The following is a 24,904-nucleotide window of genomic DNA, read 5'->3' as shown; positions in this document are numbered from 1 at the left end:
GCGAAAGATTGATTCCTGAGCGCGCACGGTGTTCACTTCTGCCATGGTGAGTACAGACCGGCTCCGGCGGATCACCGAGGCCGTACGGGAGGCGGGCAGCGTCGGCGTCGCGGAACTGGCCGCGCTGACCGGCGCCTCCGAGATGACCATCCGCCGCGACCTGGAGGTCCTGGCCGACCAGGGCGTGCTGGAGCGCTACCGCGGAGGGGCGCGGAGCCTGCTGCTGCGCGGCGAGGAGCCGCCCTTCGCGCTGCGCACCCAGGAGGGGCTGGAGATCAAGCGGCGGATCGCCGCGGAGGTCGCCGGGCTGCTGACGGACGGCGAGTCCGTGGTCCTGGACAGCGGGACCACCTGCCTCGAGGTGGCCCGCGCGCTCCAGCACCGGCGGCTGACGGTGGTGCCGCTCTCCCTGCACGCGGTGAACGCGCTGGCCGGGGCGCCCGAGCTGACCCTGCTGGTGCCCGGCGGCCGGCCCCGGGCCGGGGAACTGGCGCTGACCGGTCCGCTGACCGAGGCGTCGCTGGCGGCCCTGCGCTTCGACACGGCCGTGATCGGCTGCTGCGGACTCGGCGCGAAGGAGGGGCTGACCGCGTACGACCTGGACGACGCGGCGGTGAAGCGGGCGGCCATCGCCTCGGCCCGCCGGGTGGTCGCGGTGGCCGAGGGCGCGAAGTTCCACCGCACGGCGCTGGCGTTCGTCGCGCCCGCCACGGCGCTGCACACCGTGGTGACGGACTCGGAGGCCCCGGAGGAGGAGACCGCGGCGCTGGCCGCGGTGGGGGTGACCGTTCACCGGGTGTGAACGGGCGCCCCGGGGCGGGTGCTTCACCGCCCGGTGCGACCGCGGCGGCCGGCCCGCTTTCCGCGCGGTCTGGAGTAATGATGGAGCGGTAGGACAACATCCCGCTCTGCCGGTTCTCCGGGTGGTCGGCCGGTACCGCCCGGACCCCGGTGCGGAGGAGAGCTCCCCATGAAGAACATCGCCGAACAACTGCGTGCCGCTCCCGAGCCCGACGCCCACGCTCCGGTGTCGCATCGGGTGACCGCCGCCGACTGCGGGCTGCTGCTCCTGCGGATCACCGTCGGCCTGGTGATGGCGGGGCACGGCTGCATGAAACTCTTCGGGCTCTTCGGCGGGGGCGGCCTCACCGCGACGGGCAGGGGGTTCGAGGCGCTGGGCTACCACCCCGGGAAGGTCTTCGCCGTCCTCGGCGGAGCCTCGGAGCTCCTCGGCGGCCTGGGCCTCGCGCTCGGGCTGTTCACGCCCCTCGCGGCGGCCGCCCTGATCGCCGTGATGATCAACGCCATGGTGACGGTCACGGCAGCGCACGGCCTGTGGGCCACGCAGGGCGGCCTGGAGTACAACATGACCATCGCGGTCGTCGCTCTCGCCGTCGCCGCCGTCGGCCCCGGAAGGCTCTCGCTCGACCGGCCGTTCCGCTGGGGGAAGGGCGGCTGGACGGAGGCCGGCCTCGCCCTGGGGCTGGCCGGTGTCGGCTCCGCGATCGTGCTCAGTCTGTAGACCCGTGAGCGCTCCCCGGGACGGCCCGACGCTCGGCCCGTGCCCCGGGGAAAGCCGGTCCGTGACCGGGAGGTGACGACGCCCACGGTCCGCCGCGGGCCCGCATCCGGTTGGATGGGGTCATGAGCGACGTCATGGCTGGTATGCCGGATTGGGAGAAGCGCTTCCGGGCGCCGCGCGTCGGACTGCCGGAGTGGGCCGAGGACGCACCGCACCGCAGCCTCTTCGTGTCGAATGCGACCGGCACGTACGAGTTGTACGCGTGGGACCGCACGACCGGTGCGCAGCGGCAGGTCACCGACCGGCCGAACGGGACGTCGGACGGGACCCTGACGCCGGACGGCGCGTGGGTGTGGTGGTTCGCCGACAAGGACGGCGACGAGTTCGGGGTGTGGATGCGCCAGCCCTTCGAGGGCGGCGCGGACGAGACCGCCGTGCCGGGGCTGGAGCCCTCGTACCCGGCGGGCCTGGCGCTGGGCCGGGACGGCCTGGCGGTGGTGGGCCGTTCCACCGACGAGGAGGGCACGACGATCCACGTGGCGCGCCCCGGCGCGGAGCCGGTCGAGATCTACCGCCACGAGGAGTCGGGCGGGGTCGGCGCGCTGTCGGAGGACGGCACCCTCGTGGTCGTCGAGCACACCGAGCACGGGGACGCGATGCACTCCGCGCTGCGCGTCGTGCGCACCGACGGGACCGCCGTGGCGGAGCTGGACGACAGCGAGGGCGGCACCCGCGAACTCGGCCTGGAGTGCCTGGGTTTCGCGCCCGTGCTGGGCGACACCCGGCTGCTGGTGGCGCACCAGCGGCGCGGCCGCTGGGAGCCGATGCTCTGGGACGTGGCGGCGGGCACGCAGACCCCGCTGGCGATCGACCTGCCGGGCGACGTGGCCGCCGAGTGGTACCCGGACGGTTCCGCGCTGCTGGTGGTGCACTCGTACCAGGCCCGCAGCGAGATCTTCCGCTACGGGCTGGAGAGCGGGGAGCTGACCCGGCTGGAGACCCCGGCGGGCTCGGTGAGCGGGGCCACCGCGCGCCCGGACGGCACGGTGGAGTTCCTGTGGTCGTCCGCTCAGTCACCCTCCGAGGTGCGGTCGACGACCGGCGCGGTGGTGCTGGAGGCACCCGGCTTCCGGGCCCCGGGGTCGGTACCGGTGGAGGACGTGTGGGTCGAGGGTCCCGGCGGGCGGGTGCACGCGCTCGTGCAGCGTCCGGCGACCGGGCAGGGCCCGTTCCCGACCCTCTTCGAGATCCACGGCGGCCCCGCCTGGCACGACTCCGACTCCTTCGCGGCCGGTCCCGCGGCCTGGCTGGACCACGGCTACGCGGTGGTGCGGATCAACTACCGCGGCTCGACCGGCTACGGCCGGGAGTGGACGGACGCGCTCAAGCACCGCGTCGGCCTGATCGAGCTGGAGGACATCGCCGCGGTGCGGCAGTGGGCCGTGGAGTCCGGCTTCGCGGACCCGGCGCGCGTCGTGCTCTCCGGCGGCTCCTGGGGCGGCTTCCTCACCCTGCTGGGGATGGGCACGCAGCCCGGGCTGTGGACGGCGGGGCTGGCGGCCGTGCCGGTCGCCGACTACGTGGCCGCGTACGAGGACGAGATGGAGGCCCTCAAGGCCCTGGACCGCACGCTGTTCGGCGGCTCCCCCGAGGAGGTGCCGGAGCGCTACGAGGCGTCCTCGCCGATCACCTACGTCGGCCAGGTCAAGGCGCCGGTCTACATCTCGGCGGGCCTGAACGACCCGCGCTGCCCGATCCGGCAGATCGACACCTACGTCGAGCGGCTGGAGGGCCTGGGCAAGGTGCACGAGGTCTACCGCTACGACGCCGGGCACGGCTCGCTCGTGGTCGACGAGCGGATCAAGCAGCTACGGCTGGAGCTGGACTTCGTCCGCCGGCACCTGGGCGGCTGAGGCCGCGGCAGGCGCCCCGGGTGACTCGGGTGACTGCTCCACGAGGCCGAGCGCGGCGTCCCGCCGTGTCTCGGCCTCGCGGCGCAGCAGCCGTACGTACATGAAGAGCACGAAGCCCGCGAAGACGAACCACTCGCCGGTGTAGCCCAGGTTCTGGAAGGCCTTGAGGTCCAGGCCGGTACCGGCGGGCGCGGCGGGCGGCACGGCGGTCAGCGGCGCCGTGACACCCTCGGTCTGCGTGATCCACGCCCCGTACACGGGGTACGGGACCAGGTTGACCAGCGACGCGGCGCTGATCATCCCGAGCTGGCCGACCGGCAGGCCGCCGCGGGTGACGGCACCGTCGGTGCTGTCGGTCTCCGGGGCCTGGAGGGCGCCCGCGACGGTGACCTCGCCGGACGGGGCCGCCGGGACGGCCGCGGGCGACGCCTTCGAGGCGTCCCCGGGCAGCCAGCCGCGGACGACGGGCAGTGCCTGGCCGCCGGTGACCCGCAGCGGGGTCAGCACGTAGTAGCCGGTGCGGCCGTCGAGTTCACGGCCGGGCACGAGGAACTGGTGGGCGCCGTCGTAGCGGCCGGTGGCGGTGACGGTCCGGCCGGAGGTCTCCGCGGTGACCGCCGAGCGGGCGGTGGGCAGCAGTTCCGCGAGCGGCACGGGGGCGGTCCTGGCGTCCCGCGCCGGCGCGTCCTGCGCGGCGCGGTGCGTCTGCACGCGGTCCTCGAAGCGGCTCAGCTGCCAGCTGCCCATGAAGGTGCAGAACACCACGGCGCACACCACGAAGAGGAGCCCGCCCAGCCAGCGCGGGGTCAGCAGGAACCGGTACACCCCACCAAGGTACGGGGCGCGGGCGGGCGGGTCGGACCCGCCCCCGCTCCCGCGCCGGGCCCTTTCAGGACAGGGGCATCGGCGCGGTGTGGTAAATGGTGCCCGCGCAGGCGCCCGCGACGGTCACGGTCACGGTGGGCGAACCGGCGTCGGGTGTGTGGCTGAGCAGCACGTCCGCGGCGGGGGCGCCGTCGGAGGGCGCGGAGTCCAGGGTCGTGACCGTCTCGCCCGACGCGTCGCTGCCCGACGTGGGGGCCCCCGTGCCGGTGGGCGTGGGTGGCGGCGAGGACGGCGGGGCGGCGCAGCCGCTGATGTCCCCGCCGGCGGCCGGGACCCAGGCGAACTGGATCTCGTAGCTCGCGCCGGCCTTCAGGACGATCGGTTCCGCCCCGGCGTCGGGCAGGCCGCTGCCGTCGCCCGCCACGTGGTCGAGCACGCTGATCCGCGACGGGTCGGCGGAGCCCTCGGCGGTGGCGTTGACCACGCCGCCGTCGACGGTGCAGGAGTTCGCGGAGACGTTGGCCACCCGGAAGTAGCCGCTGATCCGGCCGGCGGCATCGGCCGCCCCGGCCCAGCCCGCGGGGTTGCCGAGGTCGGCGGCGGTGCACGCCGGCGACGAGACGGCCATGTCCCCCGAGGACGACGTGGTCTTCGTGGTCGGGTGCCCGCCGGGGGTGTCCGGGGTCTGGTGCTTGCCGCCGCCCCCCGCCGTGGGGTCGACCACCACGCCGGTGGCGGGGCCGGTCGGTTTGCCCCCCTTGGTGCCGCCGGTGGAGGGGTCGTCCGCGGTGGCACCGGGCGAGGGGGTGCCGGCGGCGGCCACGGGGTTCGGGTCGTCCCAGCCGGCGGTGTTCGTGGCGTGCAGCACGGCGGGCACGGCCGCCACCGCGAGCAGGCCCGCGGCCGCTGTGCCGACGAGGAGTTGGCGCCGGTGGGCGCGCCGCGCCGGCACCGCCCTGCGCAGGTGTGCCAGGGTCTCGGGGCCGGGCTGGATGTCCTGCACGGCGTCGCGCAGCAGCTTGCGGAGCGCGAGTTCGTCCGGGCTCAGGTCCGACGAGGCCTCCGCGCGCGGGATCTCGCCCGGCCCGGGGGTCACGTCGGGCACCGCGGGTTGCTCGGGTGCGGTGCCGGCCGTCGGCTTCCCCGGACCCGCGGTCTTCTCCGGGCGCACGGCGTTCCCGGGGGCGTCGGGGTTCTCGCGGTTCTTCACGTTCTCGGGATGCTTCGGGTCCATGCCCTCTGGGGTGGTCGGTTCGGTCATGCCGTGGCCTCCATCGCGACGCGGAGCGCCGCGATGCCGCGCGAGCCGTACGCCTTCACGGACCCTATGGAGATACCGAGGGTCTCGGCCACCTGGGCTTCGGTCATATCGGCGAAATAGCGTAGTACGAGAACCTCGCGCTGGCGGCGCTGGAGCGTGCGCAGGGCCGCCTTCAGCTCGTCGCGCTCCAGGATGGCGTACGCGCCCTCCTCGGCGCTCGCCATGTCGGGCATGGGCTTGGAGAGCAGCCGGAGGCCCAGGATGCGGCGGCGCAGCGCGGAGCGCGAGAGGTTGACGACGGTCTGGCGCAGGTAGGCGAGGGTCTTCTCCGGCTCACGGACCCGCTTGCGGGCGGAGTGGACGCGGATGAAGGCCTCCTGGACGACGTCCTCGCACGAGGCGGTGTCGTCCAGCAGGAGCGCGGCGAGACCGAGCAGCGAGCGGTAGTGCGCCCGGTAGGTCTCGGTGAGGTGGTCGACGGTGGTGCCGGCCGACGTCGCGTCGTCGGCGTCGCTGCGGTCACGGCCCGAGGGGGACTGCACGACAGGCCAGGGCGCGATCACCGGCATGCCGCCGACCACGCCGGACGGCCGCCGCGCGTATGGTCGCGCCGGAGCCGCGACGCGCCCGAGGAGCGCTGTTTCGATGCCGATTGCCTCTGCCACGACTGTTGGACACACGTGCCCCCGTCAGGGTTGTGCAGTCGGGGCACCGTTTTTGATGGCGCCGCGCATATCCCCATGCGTACCAACTATTCCTCAATGCCCCTTTTAACCCGGCGCCGTTGCACCGTGTCCGGCGTGCAGCACATTAGGCCCGTGCGCTGACACAAGGACGCGCCCCGCGCACCGCCCGGTTGCGGAACACAGAGAGCTCAAATTGTCTGGTGCTTACAGGCTTCCTTCAAGGGATCCGGACCACGTTTTGATCACATGATCGATACTCGCCGGTACAACGGGGCGGCGACCCGGGGCGGTTACAGCTGGTAACACCAGACCGCCGGCCGACCCGTGAACGGGCCGACCGGCGGTCGTGGAACACAGCAGGTGGTACGGGTGAACGGACAGTGCGGGGACGGAAAGCGGCCCCGGGCGCCTCAGCGGCCGGTGCCGCCGTAGACGACCGCCTCGTCGCTCTCGGTGTCCAGGCCGAAAGCGGTGTGCACCGCGCGCACGGCCTCGTTGACGTCGTCGGCACGCGTGACCACCGAGATGCGGATCTCGGACGTCGAGATCAGCTCGATGTTGACCCCCGCGTTGGACAGCGCCTCGAAGAACTGCGCCGTGACGCCGGGGTTGGTCTTCATGCCCGCGCCGACGAGCGAGATCTTGGCGATCTGGTCGTCGTAGCGCAGCGCCTCGAAGCCGATGCCCGCCTGCGTGCGCTTCAGCGCCTCGATCGCCCGCGGGCCGTCGCTCTTGGGCAAGGTGAAGGAGATGTCGGTCAGGCCGGTGGAGGCCGCCGACACGTTCTGCACCACCATGTCGATGTTGATCTCGGCGTCCGCGATCGAACGGAAGATCACCGCAGCCTCGCCCGGCTTGTCGGGCACACCGACGACCGTCACCTTGGCCTCGGAAGTGTCGTGCGCGACACCGGAGATGATCGCGTGCTCCATGCCCTTGGCGTCCTCTCGCGGCTCGTTGCTGACCCAGGTGCCCTGGAGGCCGGAGAACGACGACCGGACATGGATCGGGATGTTGTATCGGCGGGCGTACTCCACACAGCGGTGGAGCAGCACCTTGGAGCCGGAACTGGCGAGTTCCAGCATGTCCTCGGAGGAGATCCAGTCGATCTTCCGGGCCTTCTTCACCACGCGCGGATCGGCGGTGAACACCCCGTCCACGTCGGTGTAGATCTCGCAGACCTCGGCGTAGAGGGCGGCCGCCAGCGCGACGGCCGTGGTGTCGGAGCCGCCGCGGCCCAGCGTCGTGATGTCCTTGCTGTCCTGGGACACGCCTTGGAAGCCGGCGACGATGGCGATGTTGCCCTGGTCGAGGGCGGTGCGGATGCGGCCCGGCGTGACGTCGATGATGCGGGCCTTGTTGTGGACGGAGTCGGTGATGACACCCGCCTGGCTGCCGGTGAAGGACTGCGCCTCGTGCCCGAGGTTTTTGATCGCCATCGCCAGCAGCGCCATGGAGATCCGCTCTCCGGCGGTCAGCAGCATGTCGAACTCGCGGCCGGCGGGCATCGGAGATACCCGTTCGGCGAGCTCGATCAACTCGTCCGTCGTGTCACCCATCGCCGAGACCACGACGACCACTTGGTGGCCGGTCTTCTTGGCATCGACGATCCGCTTGGCGACGCGCTTGATGCCGTCGGCATCCGCAACGGAGGAGCCGCCGTACTTCTGCACGACAAGGCCCACGTGCGCTCCTCAAATCTGGTACTGCGTTCGGCTCAGTTTATCGAGCAGGCCCGGATCGACCCCATACCACCACATGCTGAGACGCCCGGCTCACTCAGCGGACCACCTGCCCACGGCCCCGCCGCGGTAATCGCGCCGCACGCCGTGCTCCATGTCACTGCGCCCGGCGTACGCCCTCGTGAACGGAGGCCGACGCCGGGCGGTCCCGCCGGCGGAACGTCACTTCGCCGGGCCCAGCCCCAGCGGTTTGGCGATCTCGGCGGCCATCACACGGCCCGCCTCGTCCGCGAGCCGGTCGTCGTCCGCGCCCGCGTCCGTGTCCAGGCCGTCCAGCGCGTCCAGCGGGCTGTCCAGCCGGACGTGCGCCACCAGCGACTGCAGGGCGCGCAGCGACGCCGAGGCCGTCGGACCCCAGTTGGACAGGTACGAGAACTGCCACCACCACAGCGCCTCGGTGATCCGGCCGGACCGGAAGTGCGCCAGACCGTGGGTGAGGTCGGTCACCACGTCCGCGAGGTCGTCGGAGATCCGGCAGGCGACCGGCGTGCTGCGCGGCACGTACGGGTCGAAGACCTCGGAGTAGACGTCGATCGGCTCCAGCAGCACCGCGAGCCGCTCGCGCAGCTCGTCGGTGTCCGGCTCCGGCCCGAGGTCCGGCTCGTACCGCTCCTCCGGGACGATGTCCTCGTGCGCCCCCAGCCGGCCACCGGCCAGCAGCAACTGCGAGACCTCCAGCAGGAGATAGGGCACCGCGCTGTCCGGGTCGTCGCCCTTGGCGACCTCCCGCACCGAGAGGATGAAGCTCTCGATCTGATCCACGATCGAGGACGCAAAGTCGTCGGGGTCGAGGGCGTTGTCAGACATCAAGGAGCCGCCTTCCTTCAAAGGCTCGGCCGAGCGTGACCTCGTCGGCGTATTCCAAGTCGCCCCCGACCGGCAGGCCGCTGGCGAGACGGGTGACCTTCAGTCCCATCGGTTTGACCATGCGCGCGAGATACGTGGCCGTGGCCTCGCCCTCGAGGTTGGGGTCGGTCGCGAGGATCAGCTCCGTGACGGTGCCGTCCGCGAGGCGCGCCAGCAGCTCCCTGATCCGCAGGTCGTCGGGGCCGACGCCCTCGATCGGGCTGATCGCGCCGCCCAGCACGTGGTACCGGCCCCGGAACTCGCGGGTGCGCTCGATGGCGACCACGTCCTTGGGCTCCTCGACCACGCAGATGACCGTGGTGTCGCGGCGCGGGTCTCGGCAGACCCGGCACTGGTCGGCCTCGGCGACATTGCCGCAGACCACGCAGAACCGCACCTTCGCCTTGACCTCGCTCAGGGCGTGCGCGAGCCGGCGGACGTCGGCGGGATCGGCCTGAAGGATGTGGAAGGCGATCCGCTGCGCGCTCTTCGGACCCACGCCGGGCAGTCTGCCCAGCTCGTCGATCAGGTCCTGAACCACGCCCTCGTACACGCTGTGCCCTCTTCGTCGCTCGGACGGTCCGGAAGACCCGGGGCCGTCAGAAAGGAAGGCCGGGGATGCCCCCGAGCCCCTGGGCGAGCGGGCCGAGCTTGCGCTGCTGCAGCTCCTGCGCGCTCGCGTTCGCGTTCTGCACGGCGGCGACGACCAGGTCGGCCAGCGTCTCCGTGTCCTCAGGATCGACCGCCTTCGGGTCGATGACCAGACCCCGGAGCTCGCCGGCACCGGTCACCGTCGCCTTCACCAGGCCGCCGCCCGCGGTGCCCTCGACCTCGGTCTCGGCGAGCTCCTGCTGGGCTGCCGCGAGGTTCTCCTGCATCTGCTGGGCCTGCTTGAGCAGCTGCTGCATGTTCGGCTGACCACCACCGGGGATCACGGTCTCGCTCCTGCCTCACGACGACGGTTGTGCGGGTAGGGCGAGCCTACGTGCTCGGACGCCCGCTCGCGCTACCCGTAGCCAGGAACGACCGACACGCGTCGCCCGTTCCGCCCGTTCCGGCCGGAAGGACCGGACAGGGCCGGTCGTTGGCCGGTCGCCGGCCGCTTGCCCGGCGGTTGCCCGCAGGTCCGCCGGAAGCCGGCCGGCGGTCACCGGCGGTCGCCGGTCAGTCGTTGGCGATCTCCTCGATCACGGTGGCGCCCAGTTCCCGCACGATCAGGTCGTGGCCGCTCAGCGCGGACTCGACCAGGTCCGGGTCGTCGTCCTCGGGCATGTCGTACTCGACCGGGGGCGGCTCCTCGGCGACCGGCGCGTGCGCGGCGGCGGACACGCCACCGGACACCGCGGAGGGCGCCCCCACCGCGGCGCGTGCGGCGGCGGCCCTGCCCGTGGCGGGCGGCGCGGCCTGCGGGGCCGGCGTGGCGGGAGCGGCCGACTGGGGCTGCTGATGGGGCTGTTGGGGTTGAGCCTGCTGCGGTTGGTGCGGCTGCTGAGACGGCTGGGGCTGCGGCGGCGCGGCGGGAGCCGGGCCCTGGGGGTGTCCCGGGCCGGGCCGGGAACCGCCGCCGAAGCCGCCCCCGGAACCGCCGCCCGGCCCGCCGGGGCTGACGATCGCCTCGATGCGCCACTGGACGCCCAGGGCGTCGGTGATCGCCTGCTGGAGGACGTCCTCGTGGCCGCGGTTGACGAAGCTGTCGCGGGCGCCCGGGTTGTCGAAGCCGATCTGCAGCGTGGAGCCGTCGAACCCGACGAGGCGGCCGTTCTGCTCCAGCAGCATCCAGGTGACCCGGCGACGGTTCTTGACGGCCTCCAGGATGTCCGGCCACATCTGGCGGACCCGGGAGGGGTCGCCGACAGGCGCCCCGGACGCGGGGGCGGCGGGAACGGCGGGGACGACGGGGGCCGCTTCGGCGGGAGCGGGGGGCGGCGGGGCCGCCGGTGAGGCCGCGGCCGGCCAGGCACCGGGGCGCTGGCCGCTCCCGGGGGCGGCGGCGCTCGGCCAGGCACCGGGGCGGGGGGCTGCGACCGGACTGGGGGCGGTCTCCGCGGGGGCGGGCGCCTGTACGGGGGCAGGGGCGGGAGGGGCGGGTGGCGCGGCGGCGGGCTCGTCGGCGGGACGTGCCGGGGCGTTCATCGCCGCGCGGGCCGCCGCACGGCCGCCGCCCGGGGGCAACGGCTCGCCGAACTCCACGACCGGAGCCGCGGGGCCGCCGGCCGGGCCGCCCGCGGGCGCCGCGAAACCGCCCGCGGAGGCGCGCCGCTCCAGCCGGTCCAGCCGGGCCTGCACGGACCGTTCGTCGTCGTACGCCGCGGGCAGCAGCACCCGGGCGCAGATCAGTTCCAGCTGGAGTCGCGGCGAGGTCGCCCCGCGCATCTCGGTGAGCCCGGTGTTGACCAGGTCGGCGGCGCGGCTCAGTTCGGCCGCGCCGAAGACGCCGGCCTGCGCGCGCATCCGCTCCAGGACATCGGCGGGGGCGTCGATCAGGCCCTTCTCCACCGCGTCCGGCACCGCCGCCAGGATCACCAGGTCCCGCAACCGCTCCAGCAGGTCGGCGACGAAGCGGCGCGGGTCGTGCCCGCCCTCGATCACCCGGTCCACGATCTCGAACGCCGACGCGCCGTCCCCGGCGGCGAAGGCGTCCACCACGTCGTCCAGGAGCGCGGCGTCGGTGTACCCCAGCAGCGAGGTCGCCATGGCGTACGTCACACCGGCCTCGCCCGCACCGGCGAGCAACTGGTCCATCACCGACATCGAGTCGCGCACCGAGCCGGCCCCGGCCCGGACCACCAGCGGATACACCCCGGCCTCGACCGGGATCGCCTCGCGCTCGCAGACCTCCGCCAGGTAGTCGCGGAGCGTCCCTGGCGGCACCAGCCGGAAGGGGTAGTGGTGGGTGCGCGAGCGGATCGTGCCGATGACCTTCTCGGGCTCCGTGGTCGCGAAGATGAACTTCAGATGCTCCGGCGGCTCCTCGACCACCTTCAGCAGGGCGTTGAAGCCCGCCGAGGTGACCATGTGCGCCTCGTCGATGATGTAGATCTTGTAGCGGCTGCTCGCCGGCCCGAAGAAGGCCTTCTCCCGCAGGTCGCGGGCGTCGTCCACACCACCGTGCGACGCCGCGTCGATCTCGATCACGTCGATCGACCCCGGGCCGTTGCGGGCCAGGTCGCGGCACGACTGGCACTCGCCGCACGGCGTGGGCGTCGGGCCCTTCTCGCAGTTCAGGCAGCGCGCCAGGATGCGCGCGCTGGTCGTCTTGCCGCAGCCGCGCGGCCCGCTGAAGAGGTACGCGTGATTGACCCGGTTGTTCCGCAGCGCCTGCTGCAACGGGTCGGTGACGTGCTCCTGCCCGATGACCTCGGCGAAGGTCTCGGGGCGATAGCGGCGGTACAGAGCAAGGGACACGCCTACGACGATATCGGCCCCCACCGACACCCGGGCCCCACCCATGTGACGGACCCCACACGGGCCGCCCTCCCGGGCCAAAAGAAAGACCCCTCACGCACCCGCCAGAGCCCACCTACCCTTGCTGCCTTCCGGCCCTGGGGGGGTTCAGCGAGATAGCGCCACGTGAGGGGCTGCACCCAGCCTACCCGATCCGATCACCCCCGGATGCACGCCGACGCTCCCGAGGAACGAGTTCGCGAGCACTCCCTCCGGTCTAGTAATGTTTGCCGCGGAGGATTCGCCTAGTGGCCTAGGGCGCACGCTTGGAAAGCGTGTTGGGGGCAACCCCTCACGAGTTCGAATCTCGTATCCTCCGCCAGTGCCTCACCGGGCACGTTGTCGAAGGGCCCCACCGGTCGCGGTGGGGCCCTTCGAGGTTCTGCGGCTCAGTTTCCGTCTCGTGATGTCCGGCGAGCTCCACGGCGCGCCGCCGACCTGACGGGTCCGGTCGACACCGGGAACACCGAGCAGCAGGCAGGAGCCGGCCCCGCTGCGCAGGCCTCTCCGAGTCGCTGAGCGGTCCCTACTCGGGGCGAAAGACCTGCGCCAAGCCTTGGACAGCCACGAAGACGTGCGCGAAGCCGCCGTCATCACCGCGCTCATCCTCGCCGAACACCCCGCGCTCACCGAACACCGCGATCACCTCGTCGTGCACGCTCGCCACATCCTGGACACCAGCAGCGACGCTCCCGGACAGCCCTCGAAGCACGGGGCCATGACGTCCCCGCCCCTGAACCATTCGGGGAGGAGGCCTGGGACCGGGGGCCGCACAGCGATGGACGCGGCGATCTCGAACCTCCCTTCTGACCGATACGCGCACGGTCGATGTCGGGCATCGCACGTCCCTCCTGCACGGGCAGCAGGGACCCATCCATCCAGGTCACGACTCCATGTGGACTCCGACGAGCGGTGATTCCCCAGCTCATGGCATGAGGAGCGGGCCTGTTCGCCATAGCCTGCCGGCATGGCGACAACACCCGACCCTGGTACCCGACTCGTGGAGGAGGCCCGGTCCGCACTGCACGAACGTGGGCTCTCGGCAGAGTTCGAGATCGAGCGTGGCGCGGCCGGTTGGCTGATCCACGTCGACTTCGGTTCGGACGACGGTCTCGCCCTTGAAGTCGCGCCCACGACCGACGACATCCGCGTGCTTGATCCTCACGACGAGTACATGACCCGGCAACAGTGGCTGGTCTACCTTGTCGCGCGAGCGGGCGGCCAAAGCCCCAAGGAGGCTTGGCGGACGATCAAGGAAAGGCGTTCAGGAAACCAGGGAATGGGAGCATGACGACGGCCTCCATCTCACCTTCCGTCTCATTCACCGGTGTCTGCAGCTGTCCGGCAAGGTACGGACTGTGGGCCCCGCTGCGCGACGAACGCCGCTACGGCCCCACCCCGCCAAACGCACGGCCGGCCTGGTCCTTGGAGGTCGGGGCCGCTCCGCAAGCCTTGAGACTTTCGGCGCCTGCGCTGATCATCGACCAGTGACCGACGACGAGATCGTGGGACACCCCATGCCGGCGTTGCTGCGACGCCTGTACCTGGAGGTCGCCAATGGCGGCTTCGGACCCGACGGCGTCCTGTCCCTGACCGACACCGGCAAGTGGTACAGCGAGGAGGAGTCCCTGCTCCGGTGCGTGCGCGAGATCAAGTCTGACCCCGAGTTTTTGTATCTGCTTCACACTCCGCCGCTGATGACACTGGGCTGCGCGATCTGGTGGCACGTCGACTTCCGTACACCGGAGGCCCGCATGTGGGGCTGGGACCCGAACGCGCTCTGCGAGCGGCACCGATTCTTCGAGGAGCGGTTCACCCTGGCCCAGTGGCTGGAGAACTGGCTGGAAGGCAACCGCACCTTCCCGCACCCGCCGCCCGTGGTGGACTGCCCCGATTGCCTCAACTGATGACAGACCCGGCGCCGTGCAACTCCCAACAGCGGCGATGGGACGGCGTTGCCGCGGGTCAGCATCCGCCCGGATGAGGCCCGGCCCGCAGCCTTCCGACAGGTGAGACGAATTCCCATGGCATCAAGGCTCTACGCCCAAGGGTCGTTGTCCACACCCTCGCCAAGGGTTTCAAAGGGCTTCCACTTCAGGCAAGTCGGAATATTTCCTCCCGAACGGAGGAACTCCTTGACGGCCTCGCGAACGCGCGTCAATGAAATCTCGGAATTGTCGGCAAATTCAGTCCAATGCCCTGCGACATGATATGTGACGCCACTGCGTGAACCTGGGGAACCCACTGAAGCAATGCGTCCGACTTCGGGCAGCGAGAGAGCCAACGAGCCCACCTGGTCAGCTCTGCTTACTCCGACGTAGAGCTCATGATCCGGAAATCCCAGCCACATCACAGGTCGAGCCCTCGACAGGATGTGCACCGCGTTGTGGGTTTCCGGCCCTGCCAACAGAGCGTCGATAAGGCAATCCACTTCACCCGATGTGGAAATCAGCACGGGGTCCTGCATGTCAGCTCGGCGGTAACGCGCTTCCAATCGGTTATCAGTCACTGTCTCAACCTCGCCACACGTCCTCCCTACCCTCGCATGTCGCCGTACAACTCCCAGGAAGTACGTCCTCGCACACGACTTCGTCGCGTAGTTTCGAGTACGCCGGCTTCATCGGGGGCCGAGCGGCCGATTCGTGGAACTCCCGTCATGCCCACCGTGGCCCGAACGAACGAGGTCGACCTTGCCGAACCGTCCCGGAACGACCGGCGGACCCGCCATCCCTGAGACCGGACAGGTGGACGGCCCAGTGCCCAGGTCGATGTCCTGGATCAGTCCCGTCGAGGCGCCCCCGGGGCCCGGGGAGAAGGCGAACGACTACGACCGCTTCGCCGAGGCGTACGCGGCGGAGAACGAGAACAGCCTCATCAACGCCTACTACGCGCGTCCCGCGATCGTGGACCTCGCCGGCGACGTCGCGGGCCGCCGGATCCTCGACGCCGGCTGCGGCGCCGGCCCCGTGGTCGAGGACCTGCGCGCGCGGGGCGCGATCGTGGCCGGCTTCGACTCCAGCGCCGGGATGCTGGCGCTGGCCCGCAAGCGGCTCGGCGACGACGTGGTGCTGGAGCGCGCCGAACTGGGCGGCCCGCTGCCGTTCGCCGACGCCGGATTCGACGACGTCGTCGCCTCCTTGGTCCTGCACTACCTGGAGGACTGGACAACGGCCCTGGCCGAACTGCGGCGCGTGCTGAAGCCCGGCGGACGGCTCATCGTGTCCGTCAACCACCCCTTCGTCAGCCAGATGGCGGCGCCGCGCGGAACCGACTACTTCGCGACACGCGCCAGCTCCGAGATGTGGGAACTCGGCGGCGCCAAACACCTGATGACCTTCTGGGACCGGCCGCTGCACGCGATCACCGACGCGTTCACCGCGGCCGGCTTCCGGATCGACGTCATCAGCGAACCGGCCCCGGCGCCCGAGGCCCGCGAACGGTTCCCCGAAGTCTTCGCGCAGAAGCCGTCGGGCAAGTTCCTGTGCTTCCTGTTCTTCGTCCTCACGAAGGCCTGACCCCCGGGGGGTCCGATCGCCGCACCGGCAATTGCCTCGTCCGGCACGGCGGACCTGGGTCATCCTTGAGACCGCCCCTGCGAGGTCGGCCTCCCGGCCTCGTACGGGTACATGGGCAACACGGGGACGGGGGATGAGGCATGGGCCGAATGTTGCTGGGGAACGCGGGGGCTGCCCTCTTTGCGGCTGTGGCGGGCACGCTGGCGGGGGTTCTGTTCAGCCATGCGCCGTTCTGGGAGTTGGTGCAGTTCGGCGTCTGTGCGTTCGTCGGCATCACGGTGGTCGGGACGCTCGGCGAATGGCGGCGTTCTCGGCGTTCGAGGCCGTAAAGCCTCACCCGCGGGTACCGCACCCCTGACGGAACGGTGATCACGCCTCCGACGGGTCGGCCGTGGGACGGGGGGTTTCCAGGCGGAGGACGAGGGCACGCAGGGCGCGAAGTTCCGCGTCCAGCGCCTGCGCGCCTTGACGGGTGAGGGCAATCCACGTTCGGGGGCGCCGACCGGCGTAGCCCTTCTCCACGGTGATCAGACCTGAGTCCTCCAGCACCTTCACGTGCCGGGAGAGGTTTCCGTCGGTGACGGCCAACTGATTCTTCAGGAAGCCGAACTCGACGCGATCGGCTTCCCGGGCGACGGTGAGGATGCCGAGGCGTACACGCTGGTGGACGGTGTCGTTCAGCGACTGCGTCGGATGGAGTCCTTCCTCTTCGTCCCACCCGGCGGTCGAGTCCCCGACACTCATGCGGCAACCGTACCGGCTTCAACCGCCTCGGGCGCGGGCCGACGACGGGCCACGGCCCACTCGGCCAGGCCGGCAAGGAGCAGGATGGCGGCGAGCAGGAGTGCTTTGGCCTGCGGTCCGTCGGTCCAGTCGGGGTGTGCGGGATGCTGCCAGGGGAGCCATCCGCTGCCCCAGGAGGCCCCGAGGTACCCAGTGAGCAGCAGGGCGTGAGCGGTACCGGCGGCCACGGCGATCCAGCTGCGTTCGGCTGTTCCGAGTGCGACGAGTCCAAGGCCGACGAGGTACCACGGGGAGACGTAGCTGTTCTCCAGCAGTACGACCTCCCACGGTTGGTCCCCGCCGAACAGCAGGGCCATCAGGGCCGTCGTGATCGCTGCGGTGGCTACGGCGGTCGTACGGACCCACATGCCACGACGGGGCACGACACCGCGGTCCTCACCGCGCAGGCGGTACCAGCGGGCGAAGACGAACCATGCCAGGGGAAGCAGCGCGAACCACACGCCCCAGGCCGCGAAGCGGAGGACGGCGCCGTCGAACTCGCCCCTCACACAGGGGGCTCCCAGTTCATGGACGACGCACAGGTCACTCAGCTCGGCATAGGCGAAGGCCGGATAGGACCCGACGTTGCGTCCATGGGCGCCGAAATTGAAGGCGTACCGGGCAACCGGAGAGGCTGCCAGCGCAAGAAAGGCGAAGCCGAGGAGGGAGACCCACGAGCCGTTCATCTGCGCGCGAGTCCTGGCCCTTAGGTCTTCCGTCGCCGCTAACAGGCTGACGGCGTGCGTCCTTGGCTCGGATCCCGCGCCGCTCAGTGACGGTGTCCCCATGAGGCCCCCCTTGTGGTCGCGCTTCGGGAGCGCTGGGAAGCGGGCCGCCGGTCGGCTGCCCGCATCCATGAACTTTGCAATGCAAAGTACGTTGCGGTCAAGAGGAGTTGTGGCTACCTGCGGCGGCGCACCGATCAGCCGCCCGTGAGCGTCGGCCTGAAGTCGGCGGGGAGGGCCGGCGCCGAACAGCGGCACGGTCGGTGACGGCGGCTCCCCAGCTCGGCGCGAGATATCAAGCGCAATCGCGCGGATGCCCTGCCATGCTGTGCGCATGAACACCGACCGAAGGGCCCATGCCGCGTAGGCGCCCAACGCGCCTGAGGGCGCAGAACCGGGTGTTCTCGCCGCACGACGGCAGGTACTCCAGGATCGGCCAACTGTCCGGACCGGCCCAGGCCGAGATCATTGGACTGGAGCGCACGCGCCTGGGCCCAGGGGTCGTCGGGCGAGCCCTCTCGCGCTGGTGCAGCATCGCACGCGCCCCACGGGGACAACTTCCGTCCCTCTTCGCCGACCGCTGCGGCCATCCCGATTGCTGTCCGGAGCCCGCCGAGGAGCGGGACATCCTGGAATCCGCGATCTGCGCCCTCCCCTCCAAGACAGCGCGCGAGGTGCGTCGCATCGTCGAGAGGGTGGATCAGTTGATCATCCAGCGGCAGTACCTGGACATCGACCGCCGTAACGGAAACGGGTGGTGGAGGGACGCTTTCTGACTCCCGCCCGGTACGGCACCGAACCTGGCGCCGGATCCCGGTCCCACGGCGGCATGAGCCCTTGTGCCCACTGGCGGGTCGCGGAGTCCTTCGAGGAGGCTCTGAACCGGCTCATCCGTCGGGAGAGGTCCAGCGTTTCGCGCGGCCCGGCAACCCCGGAACAAATGAGATGAACGAGGCCGTCAGGTCGCGCGAGGATCGCTCCGTACTCGCCGACGAAGGGGCAGCTCTGCCACTGGGCTCCGATGCTCTCGGGGTAGCGAGACAAGTCGCCGCCCCAGTTCCCTGGCTTGGGAACTTGCGCGTCGCCGTACCGCGGGGCGTACGAGGAAGGATGCACGCGTGATCGAGCGAGACGTCGCGGTCCGGATCGTGGAGGACGAGCTGGAACGCGAGGACCGGAAGTGGGCGGCGACAGATCCGCATGCGGTACGCACGGCTGTGGCGGATGTCAGTGAGCACGAACTGGTCTGGATCGTCTCCTGGCAGTCCGTGGAATACCTGCGCACCGGGAACACGCGGCACCTGCTGGTCGGCAACGGACCCTACTTGGTCGATCGTGTCGACGGGGGGTTGCACCAAATCGGAGTCGTCTCCTCGGCCGGTGGCCACTGGGAGGACGACTACCGTGCCCGGATCCGGGGGCTGCCCGTCCGTACCGCGGTGGACGATCTGCACGACGAGATACGCGAAGTCGCCACCAGGCGTGGGCGCATCCATGCTGGACGTGCGCTGCGGCAGCGGCTGCCCGTGCTGTCACCCGCGCGGGCGCTGGAGTACGTCACCGGATTGCACCGGGGCGACGTCCCCGCCGGCCTGCTGGCCATCGCCGATCGGGCGCTTGTGAAACCGCTCAACCCGGTGTACGCGGTGCGGACCGTCCGCCGTTAGGCACCTTCCCTGCGATCGCGCGCCCCACCGCCCGCCGGTGGGGCGGGCGGTGGGGGCGCGGGGTCAGGTCGTGGCGGGTGGGGCCGGGCGGGTCGCGGGGGTGGCGCCCTCACCGATCACGTAGTGGGAGCCCTCGCTGTCCTCGGCCTGGATCCGGACCTGGTAGGAGGAGGTCGCACCGGCCGGCGCGGTGGTGTCCAGGTAGGACTCGGCGGTGCCGGGGAGGGGCGGCGTCACCTCGTCCCAGACCTGGGTGGCCGGGTTCCAGCGCTGGACCGTGACCGCGTACGGCTCCGGGCATCCGCTGTCGTACGGGCAGACCCATGCCCAGGTGAGCCGGACGCCGTCGGCGGAGCCGGTCGCGGCCAGTGTCATGTGGCTGACGTATCCGTCGCCGGTCCACGGCAGCACCGCCGCCTCGGAGCGCACGCCGTCGGCGTCCACGGCCACCACCGCGTAGTAGGCGCCGAAACGGACGGCGGGCGCGGCGGTGTCCGTCACGGTGGTGCCGGTCACGGGCTGGTCCTGGACCCGGGTGCCGGGGTGGGCGGCGTCCTGCCAGTCCCGGTAGACCAGGTAGCCGGTGGCGCCGGGCACCGGCTGCCAGGACAGCACCGCCCGGGCGCCGTCCTGCCGTGCGGCCGGGTCACCGGGCCGGCCGGGCCGCGTGGTGCCCTCGGGGTACGGGCGCACCGCGCAGCCCGGGTCGGAGAAGTACGAGCGGCTCCCCGACGGGCCCACGGCGACCGTCCGGTAGCAGGCGGCCACTCCGGCCGGTGCCCCGGTGTCGGTCCACTCCGGGGAGGCCGTCGCGGCGATGTCCGCGACCCTGCTGAACACGGGGTCGGTCTCGGTGCGGCGCCAGACCTCGTAGCGGGCCGGGTCGAGGCCGTTGGAGGCCCAGGTGACGTGCGTGCCGTCGGTGGTGCCCTCCGCGGTCGGCCGTCGGGGCGAGCCGTCGGTCTCCGCGGGCACGTCGACCCAGACCGGGTCGCTGTAGTTGCCCTGCTTGTCCCGCACGGTCAGGCAGTAGCGGGCCTGCCGGTACGGGCTGGTGTCCAGGTACCAGGAGTCGGCCGTGTTGAAGGTGTCCGAGTTGACGCACGGGTCGCCGTAGCTGCCCCGGTAGAGGTAGTAGCGGTCGAGTCGGGAGGACGGGTAGTCGTCCCAGTCGAGGAGGACGCCGCCGTCGTCGCGGGTGGCGGTCAGCCCGGTCGCCGAGGGCGGCGGCGGGGCCAGCCGGGTCAGCCGCACCACGGTGCCGGAGGAGCGGTTGCCCGTCCTGTCGACCGCGACGACCCGGTAGTACGGGATCGCGTCGGGGTCGATCGGTCCGTCGGTGAGGGTGCAGCGGACCCGCTCGTCGGTATCGGGGGCGATGGCGGTGCACACCGGGGTACGCACGCCCCAGTAGTCGGTGAACGGGCCGCCCGGGTCCGTGCCGCGGGTGACCTGGTAGCCGGCGAAGTCGGCGTCGTAGCCCGGCCATCCGATGGTGGTCCACGCCAGGGTGACGGTGGTGGCGCCCTCGAGGGCGGTGACCTCGGGGGCGGCGGGCGCGGCGGGAGGGTAGATGTCCGGCTCCACCGGGCGGCTGACGGTGACGGGTTCGGTCCAGGCCGAGTACGCGGGCGCGGTCCCGGCGCGGGTCACCTTGCCGACGGCGCGCACCCGGTAGAAGCGGGTGCTGCCCTCGGGCAGGGTGCCGTCGGAGTACGCCGACGTGGTGAGCGGTGCGCCGCTCCCGGCCCGCAGGGTCCAGGGGCCGGAGGCCGAGTCGGCGGACTGCACCTGGTAGCCGGTGGTCAGTCCGTACGCGGCGCTGCCGGCCGGGTTGTCCGCCCAGTCCAGCACGGCGAATCCGCTGCCGGGTGTGCCCTTCAGCCCGGTGGGCCGCTGCGGCGGGAACAGGCCGGTGTCGGGGCGCAGCGCCGCGGCGGTGGTCCGGGCGTACTCACCGGGTTCGGTGGTGGCCGGGGCGGACTCGTTGCCCGCGGTGTCGACGGCGGTCACCCGGTAGTACGAGGTGACGCCGATCGGGGCGGCCTTGTCGGCGTAGGCGTTGTCCTGGACGACCCGGGCGTCGGCGCTCCTGATCCTGGTCCAGGGGCCGCCCGGCGCGGCGGCCCGGTAGACGTTGTAGCCGGCGAAGGAGTCCTTGGTGCTGAAATCGTCGTCCCAGCTCGGGCCCCAGGTCAGGTAGTTCTCGCCGAGGTCGTCGGCGGCGTCGGGCGCTCCGTTGCCGTTGAGGTCGATGTCGCCGTAGCCGTCGGCGCCCAGGAGGTCCGGGAGCCGCGGCGGGGTGGTGTCCGCCGGGACGGCGGAGGCGTTGGCGGAGGCGCGGGACTGGTTGCCGGCGCGGTCCACGGCGGTGACGGCGAACCAGTACTTGGTGCCGTTGCGCAGCCCGGTCGCGGTGAACGTGCGGCCCTTCAGCACGGCGCTGCCGCTGATCCGGTGCGCGGTGTCGATCGCCACGGGGCTGCTCGTGGAGCGGTAGACCCGGTAACCGGCGAGGTCCGCCTCGGCGTTGGCCGCCCAGCCCACGGTGGTCCGGCCGTCGCCCCGGGTCGCCTTGACGGAGGCGGGGGCCAGGGGGGCGGTCTTGTCCGGGGTCCTCGGGGTGAGGGTGACGGCCACGTTGGCCGAGCCCTTGAGAGCGACGTAGTCGACCCGCACGGTGTGCTTCCCGGCGGGGACGGTCAGGTTGACGGCGGCCGACCGGGTGGAGGTGTAGTCGTGCCACAGGTCGACGTAGCGCTTGCTGTCGATCCAGACCCGGACGCCGTCCTGGGCGGCGGTCCTCAGCACGAAGGGGCCGCCTCCGCCGAAGTTGCGGCGCATCGTCCAGCGGACGCCGAACCGGTCGTTCGGCAGGGTGGTCCCGCTGGGACGGCCCTTGCCCCAGTTCTCGCTGATGGCCGTGTCGCACACCGACCTGCGGGGTGTGCCGGTGAGGGTGGTGTTGGCGTAGTAGTCGGCCTTCCACACGCCGTCCGCGCAGCTCACGGCGGCGGCCGGCACGGTGTCCTGCCGTACCGGGGGCGGGGTCTGCACGGTACCGGCGACGAGCGCGGCCCCGGCGGCGGCAGCGGTGACCGGCCACAGCAGCCGGTGCGCCGTCCGGACACGGGATCGCGGGGGAACGGGAACGGGAACGGGTCTGCCCATCCGGGGCGTCGTCCTTCCTCGGGTCCGGCGGCGCCCCGAGGCGTCAACACCGCCCGTGCGCCGACCAGTTGATCACCTCAGCTGCACGATGATGGCATGGGAACGGGTATTCGTGTGATGGTGTGTGCGAATTTCGTGTGCATCCTGCACGCACGGACACACGCCGGCCGCGGGAGTACCGCCCGTCAGGACGGGACCACCGGGACCGGGAGGTCCTGGGTCTCCAGGCTGATGAGCTGGTCCGGGGTGGGCGCGGGGAGTTCGGCGACGCGCTGGGCCTGGCGCTCGGTCATCTCCTGGAACATCTGCCGGGCGGAGCGGCCGTTGCCGAAGCCCTCGCCGCGCGGCATCCGCTCGAAGAGCAGGGCGAGTTCGGCGCGGGCGGCGGGCGTCAGCTCGTACTGGTGCTCCTCCGCCTGGTGCTCGACGATCGAGACCAGCTCGCCGGCGTCGTAGTCCTCGAAGAGCAGGGTGCGGCCGAAGCGGGAGGACAGGCCCGGGTTGGAGCTGATGAAGCGGTCCATGTCACCGGGGTAGCCGGCGGCGATGACGACCACGTCGTCGCGGTGGTCCTCCATCAGCTTCACCAGGGTGGCCACGGCCTCGGTGCCGAAGTCGTTGCCCGCGCCGAGCGGGGCGAGGGAGTACGCCTCGTCGATGAACAGGACGCCGCCGAGCGCCCGGTTGAAGGCGGCGGTGGTCTTCGGGCCGGTGTGGCCGACGTACTCGCCGACCAGGGCCGTGCGGTCGACCTCGACGAGGTGGCCGCGGCGCAGCAGGCCGAGCGCCTTGAGCAGCCGGCCGTAGAGCCGCGCGACCGTGGTCTTGCCGGTGCCGGGGTTGCCCGCGAAGACCAGGTGGCGGCTGAGCGGCGGCGCGGGCAGGCCGGCCTCCTCGCGGCGGCGGACCGTCTGCATGAGCTTGACCAGCGAGCCGACGTCGTGCTTGACCCGGTCGAGGCCGACGAGGGCGTGGAGTTCGCCGAGCAGGTCCTCCAGGTGCTCCTCCGGCACCTCCGGGTCGTCGGCGGACGCCGCGGAGCGCGGCTCGCCGGGCGCCGCGGGCGGCGCGGCGGGGGAGCCCGGCCGGGCCGCGGAGACAGGTGAGCCGAAGGTCAGCGGGACGCCGTCGGCGGTGCAGTCCTCCAGCCGCGGCGCGGCGCCCTCGTCGGTGCCGAGGGCCTCCGCGCAGTCCCGGGTCCGGCACTGCCGGAACAAGGGGTCGGCGGACGCGCCCACGTGCAGGGCGGGGAATCCGGAGCCGGTCACGTCGATGCTGGTGAAGGTGCCGCCCGCGCCCTCGGCGAGGAAGACGCCGTTCTTGGCGGGGCCGCTGATCCGCAGGTCGGTGACGGAGGGCCGGGCGCCGGTCCACACGACGACACCGGAGCCGCCGCAGTCCTCCACCGATCCGCCGTCGACCGTGGCATCGGCGCCCTTGTCGACGACGACGCCCGCCGCGCCCGCCCCGGTGATCCGTATCCCGGTGAGGACGGCGGTGCCGCCGGACGCGATCTGGACGCCGATCTCCTTGGTGCCGGTCACGGTGGTGCGCTCCACCCGGGTGCCGGTGGCCGAGCCCACGCCGATGCCGGTCGCCGCGCCGTCGATCCGGCAGCCGGTGACCGTGGCGGTGGCCTGCTCGGCCACGGCGACGCCGGTCATGGCGACGTCGCGGATGCCGCAGTCGGCGAGTTCCACGCGCGACTCCCCCGCGGCGTGGACGCCGTGCTCGGAGCCGCCGCGGACGAGGCAGTCGGCGAGGCGGCCGGTGGCGGTGCCGGACGCGTGCACGGCGCTGAAGGCGCTGCCGTCGATCCGGCAGTCGGCGAGGTGGCCGGTGGCGGTGCCGCTGAGCAGCACCCCGTTGGCGCCCGCGTCGGCCACGGCGCAGCCGGTGGCCTTGAGCTGGGCCTTGTCCTGCACGGCGAGGCCGACGGAGGCGGCCCCGCGGATGCGGCAGTCGGTCAGTTCGGCGCGTGCCGACCCCGTGAGGTGCACACCGGCCGCGCCGGGCGACTCGATGCGCAGTTCGCCCGCCGTCGCCTCGGAACCGTCCTCCAGCAGCAGCCCGGCCCGGCCGGTCCCGGTCAGCGTGGAGTCGGCGAGCCGCAGCCGCGCGTTGCCGCGCAGCCGGATGCCGGAGCCCGTGGTGCGGCCCAGGCGCAGCCGTACGGCGTCGAGCCGGGCCGATCCCGACAGCACGACGCCGGTGCCGTCCACGCCCGTCACGGCGGTGTCCTCCATCTGCGCGCGGACCCCGCCGGCGAGGTAGAGGCCGGCCAGCCGGGCGCCCTCCAGGCGGCAGCGCCGCAGCATCACCGCGGTGGTGCCGGCCTCCTCGTCGTCCGGGCCGCGGACCTGGATCCGGCCGCCCTCGACGGCGCAGTCCTCCATGACCAGCCCGGCACCGGGCTGCACCGCGACCGCGGGGGCGCCCTCGTCGGAACCCCACACGGTCACGCCGTGCAGGGCGCAGTCGGGGCCGTCGACGGTGAGCGCGGGCTGGTCGCCGGACGGCGCGGCCAGCACGACGCTGCCCCGGCCGTGCTCCGCGGCGAGCACGACGGCGCGGTCGAGCACCACGGCCTCGGTCCAGGTGCCGGGGGCGATCACCACCAGATCGCCGGCGGCGGCGGCGCGCACCGCGTCGGCGATCCGGTGGAAGGCACCCTTGCCGCCCTGTCCTTTGGGGGCCACGGTGTGACGCGTCATGTCCGGATCCTTCACTGGCTCTGCTGCTGGTCCTGCCGGCGTGCTGGTCGTGCTGGTCGTACTGGCGTGCTGCTCCCTTTCTACTGCCCT

The 24,904-nt window shown here is 72.1% G+C and carries 21 protein-coding genes, 1 tRNA gene and 1 other RNA gene; 8 read left to right on the top strand and 15 right to left on the bottom strand.

The annotated features are described in order from the left end of the window. Window positions 1-43: 43 nt before the first annotated feature. The 3 genes from ACIP9H_RS17775 (at window position 44) to ACIP9H_RS17765 (ending at window position 3,435) form a co-directional block, all read left to right on the top strand. Window positions 44-802: a DeoR/GlpR family DNA-binding transcription regulator gene (locus ACIP9H_RS17775; RefSeq protein WP_401591618.1), complete on the top strand. Its 759-nt coding sequence runs from the start codon at window positions 44-46 to the stop codon at window positions 800-802. Between the two features lie 168 nt (window positions 803-970). Further along, a complete protein-coding gene (locus ACIP9H_RS17770; RefSeq protein ID WP_401591620.1) occupies window positions 971-1,522 on the top strand; it encodes a DoxX family protein in 552 nt (183 codons plus the stop codon). Window positions 1,523-1,644: 122 nt separating this feature from the next. Further along, complete coding sequence (locus tag ACIP9H_RS17765) at window positions 1,645-3,435, top strand: prolyl oligopeptidase family serine peptidase (protein ID WP_401959704.1); 1,791 nt, start codon at window positions 1,645-1,647, stop codon at window positions 3,433-3,435. On the opposite strand, the gene ACIP9H_RS17760 is transcribed toward ACIP9H_RS17765, so the two are convergent. The 9 genes from ACIP9H_RS17760 to ffs all read right to left on the bottom strand — a co-directional run bounded on the left by ACIP9H_RS17760 (window position 3,391) and on the right by ffs (window position 12,378). Beyond that, entirely contained in the window at window positions 3,391-4,260 is an 870-nt protein-coding gene (locus tag ACIP9H_RS17760) for an SURF1 family protein (protein ID WP_401959702.1), read from the bottom strand. The two genes, ACIP9H_RS17765 and ACIP9H_RS17760, sit on opposite strands and share 45 nt — an antisense overlap. Window positions 4,261-4,324: 64 nt before the next feature. After that, window positions 4,325-5,521 (bottom strand): hypothetical protein, encoded by a 1,197-nt coding sequence (locus tag ACIP9H_RS17755; RefSeq protein ID WP_401591626.1) that lies wholly within the window; start codon window positions 5,519-5,521, stop codon window positions 4,325-4,327. Next, entirely contained in the window at window positions 5,518-6,186 is a 669-nt protein-coding gene (locus ACIP9H_RS17750; RefSeq protein WP_401591628.1) for a SigE family RNA polymerase sigma factor, read from the bottom strand. Before ACIP9H_RS17750 ends, ACIP9H_RS17755 begins: the two co-directional genes overlap by 4 nt. Before the next feature lie 431 nt (window positions 6,187-6,617). Beyond that, window positions 6,618-7,892 carry an aspartate kinase gene (locus tag ACIP9H_RS17745; RefSeq protein WP_401591630.1) on the bottom strand — a complete coding sequence of 425 codons (1,275 nt, stop codon included), beginning with the start codon at window positions 7,890-7,892 and terminating at the stop codon, window positions 6,618-6,620. Window positions 7,893-8,111: 219 nt separating this feature from the next. Beyond that, window positions 8,112-8,756, bottom strand: coding sequence for a DUF5063 domain-containing protein (locus ACIP9H_RS17740; RefSeq protein WP_401591632.1), 645 nt, complete (start codon window positions 8,754-8,756; stop codon window positions 8,112-8,114). Next, the gene (gene recR, locus ACIP9H_RS17735) at window positions 8,749-9,348 is read right to left on the bottom strand and encodes a recombination mediator RecR (protein WP_360913157.1); all 600 of its coding nucleotides are present in this window, start codon (window positions 9,346-9,348) and stop codon (window positions 8,749-8,751) included. Before recR ends, ACIP9H_RS17740 begins: the two co-directional genes overlap by 8 nt. 46 nt (window positions 9,349-9,394) lie before the next feature. Next, window positions 9,395-9,730, bottom strand: a complete 336-nt coding sequence (locus tag ACIP9H_RS17730) for a YbaB/EbfC family nucleoid-associated protein (RefSeq protein WP_360913155.1) — start codon at window positions 9,728-9,730, stop codon at window positions 9,395-9,397. 229 nt (window positions 9,731-9,959) lie between these two features. Beyond that, a complete protein-coding gene (locus tag ACIP9H_RS17725; RefSeq protein WP_401959699.1) occupies window positions 9,960-12,245 on the bottom strand; it encodes a DNA polymerase III subunit gamma and tau in 2,286 nt (761 codons plus the stop codon). Between the two features lie 36 nt (window positions 12,246-12,281). After that, window positions 12,282-12,378: signal recognition particle sRNA small type (gene ffs, locus ACIP9H_RS17720), an RNA gene on the bottom strand. 95 nt (window positions 12,379-12,473) lie between these two features. On the opposite strand from ffs, the gene ACIP9H_RS17715 reads away from it, so the two are divergent. After that, window positions 12,474-12,561 (top strand) — tRNA-Ser (locus ACIP9H_RS17715). A gap of 204 nt (window positions 12,562-12,765) precedes the next feature. On the opposite strand, the gene ACIP9H_RS17710 is transcribed toward ACIP9H_RS17715, so the two are convergent. Next, window positions 12,766-12,897, bottom strand: coding sequence for a hypothetical protein (locus tag ACIP9H_RS17710; RefSeq protein ID WP_401959697.1), 132 nt, complete (start codon window positions 12,895-12,897; stop codon window positions 12,766-12,768). Window positions 12,898-13,206: 309 nt separating this feature from the next. Here ACIP9H_RS17710 and ACIP9H_RS17705 point away from each other — a divergent pair, with 309 nt between their 5' ends. Together ACIP9H_RS17705 and ACIP9H_RS17700 are read left to right on the top strand one after the other, a co-directional pair. Continuing rightward, window positions 13,207-13,530 carry a hypothetical protein gene (locus ACIP9H_RS17705; RefSeq protein WP_401959695.1) on the top strand — a complete coding sequence of 108 codons (324 nt, stop codon included), beginning with the start codon at window positions 13,207-13,209 and terminating at the stop codon, window positions 13,528-13,530. 196 nt (window positions 13,531-13,726) lie between these two features. Next, window positions 13,727-14,146: a hypothetical protein gene (locus ACIP9H_RS17700; RefSeq protein ID WP_401959693.1), complete on the top strand. Its 420-nt coding sequence runs from the start codon at window positions 13,727-13,729 to the stop codon at window positions 14,144-14,146. A 131-nt stretch (window positions 14,147-14,277) separates the two neighbouring features. Here the strand turns inward: ACIP9H_RS17700 and ACIP9H_RS17695 are convergent, their stop codons facing one another. Next, complete coding sequence (locus ACIP9H_RS17695) at window positions 14,278-14,748, bottom strand: Imm1 family immunity protein (RefSeq protein WP_401959691.1); 471 nt, start codon at window positions 14,746-14,748, stop codon at window positions 14,278-14,280. Window positions 14,749-15,007: 259 nt separating this feature from the next. Between ACIP9H_RS17695 and ACIP9H_RS17690 the strand changes: the two genes are divergently transcribed. Continuing rightward, the gene (locus ACIP9H_RS17690) at window positions 15,008-15,754 is read left to right on the top strand and encodes a methyltransferase domain-containing protein (protein WP_401959748.1); all 747 of its coding nucleotides are present in this window, start codon (window positions 15,008-15,010) and stop codon (window positions 15,752-15,754) included. A 369-nt stretch (window positions 15,755-16,123) separates the two neighbouring features. Here ACIP9H_RS17690 and ACIP9H_RS17685 read toward each other — a convergent pair whose 3' ends face one another. Both ACIP9H_RS17685 and ACIP9H_RS17680 read right to left on the bottom strand, forming a co-directional pair. Then, on the bottom strand, window positions 16,124-16,498 hold the full coding sequence (locus ACIP9H_RS17685; RefSeq protein WP_401591659.1) for a winged helix-turn-helix domain-containing protein: 375 nt from the start codon (window positions 16,496-16,498) through the stop codon (window positions 16,124-16,126). Beyond that, complete coding sequence (locus ACIP9H_RS17680; RefSeq protein WP_401591661.1) at window positions 16,495-17,223, bottom strand: hypothetical protein; 729 nt, start codon at window positions 17,221-17,223, stop codon at window positions 16,495-16,497. Before ACIP9H_RS17680 ends, ACIP9H_RS17685 begins: the two co-directional genes overlap by 4 nt. 1,157 nt (window positions 17,224-18,380) lie before the next feature. Here ACIP9H_RS17680 and ACIP9H_RS17675 point away from each other — a divergent pair. Further along, window positions 18,381-18,929 carry a YrhB domain-containing protein gene (locus ACIP9H_RS17675; protein ID WP_401591663.1) on the top strand — a complete coding sequence of 183 codons (549 nt, stop codon included), beginning with the start codon at window positions 18,381-18,383 and terminating at the stop codon, window positions 18,927-18,929. A 63-nt stretch (window positions 18,930-18,992) separates the two neighbouring features. On the opposite strand, the gene ACIP9H_RS17670 is transcribed toward ACIP9H_RS17675, so the two are convergent. Further along, on the bottom strand, window positions 18,993-22,100 hold the full coding sequence (locus ACIP9H_RS17670; protein WP_401591665.1) for a PA14 domain-containing protein: 3,108 nt from the start codon (window positions 22,098-22,100) through the stop codon (window positions 18,993-18,995). 185 nt (window positions 22,101-22,285) lie between these two features. Then, window positions 22,286-24,814, bottom strand: a complete 2,529-nt coding sequence (locus ACIP9H_RS17665; RefSeq protein WP_401591667.1) for a right-handed parallel beta-helix repeat-containing protein — start codon at window positions 24,812-24,814, stop codon at window positions 22,286-22,288. Between the last annotated feature and the right edge of the window lie 90 nt (window positions 24,815-24,904).

The sequence above is a fragment of the Streptomyces sp. NPDC088732 genome (genome assembly GCF_044751205.1).
In the GTDB taxonomy this organism is placed as follows: Bacteria; Actinomycetota; Actinomycetes; order Streptomycetales; family Streptomycetaceae; genus Actinacidiphila.
The sequence above is the reverse complement of the archived record's forward strand: the minus strand, read 5'-3'. Positions and strand labels throughout refer to the sequence as shown.

What these genes read in the sequence shown, in the direction of transcription:
- ACIP9H_RS17765 (WP_401959704.1), top strand. Translation starts at nt 1,645, where the DNA reads ATGAGCGACGTCATGGCTGGTATGCCGGATTGGGAGAAGCGCTTCCGG.
- ACIP9H_RS17755 (WP_401591626.1), bottom strand. Translation starts at nt 5,521, where the DNA reads ATGACCGAACCGACCACCCCAGAGGGCATGGACCCGAAGCATCCCGAG.
- ACIP9H_RS17770 (WP_401591620.1), top strand. Translation starts at nt 971, where the DNA reads ATGAAGAACATCGCCGAACAACTGCGTGCCGCTCCCGAGCCCGACGCC.
- ACIP9H_RS17725 (WP_401959699.1), bottom strand. Translation starts at nt 12,245, where the DNA reads ATGGGTGGGGCCCGGGTGTCGGTGGGGGCCGATATCGTCGTAGGCGTG.
- ACIP9H_RS17740 (WP_401591632.1), bottom strand. Translation starts at nt 8,756, where the DNA reads ATGTCTGACAACGCCCTCGACCCCGACGACTTTGCGTCCTCGATCGTG.
- ACIP9H_RS17705 (WP_401959695.1), top strand. Translation starts at nt 13,207, where the DNA reads ATGGCGACAACACCCGACCCTGGTACCCGACTCGTGGAGGAGGCCCGG.
- ACIP9H_RS17775 (WP_401591618.1), top strand. Translation starts at nt 44, where the DNA reads ATGGTGAGTACAGACCGGCTCCGGCGGATCACCGAGGCCGTACGGGAG.
- ACIP9H_RS17680 (WP_401591661.1), bottom strand. Translation starts at nt 17,223, where the DNA reads ATGAACGGCTCGTGGGTCTCCCTCCTCGGCTTCGCCTTTCTTGCGCTG.
- ACIP9H_RS17690 (WP_401959748.1), top strand. Translation starts at nt 15,008, where the DNA reads ATGTCCTGGATCAGTCCCGTCGAGGCGCCCCCGGGGCCCGGGGAGAAG.
- ACIP9H_RS17670 (WP_401591665.1), bottom strand. Translation starts at nt 22,100, where the DNA reads ATGGGCAGACCCGTTCCCGTTCCCGTTCCCCCGCGATCCCGTGTCCGG.
- ACIP9H_RS17685 (WP_401591659.1), bottom strand. Translation starts at nt 16,498, where the DNA reads ATGAGTGTCGGGGACTCGACCGCCGGGTGGGACGAAGAGGAAGGACTC.
- ACIP9H_RS17665 (WP_401591667.1), bottom strand. Translation starts at nt 24,814, where the DNA reads ATGACGCGTCACACCGTGGCCCCCAAAGGACAGGGCGGCAAGGGTGCC.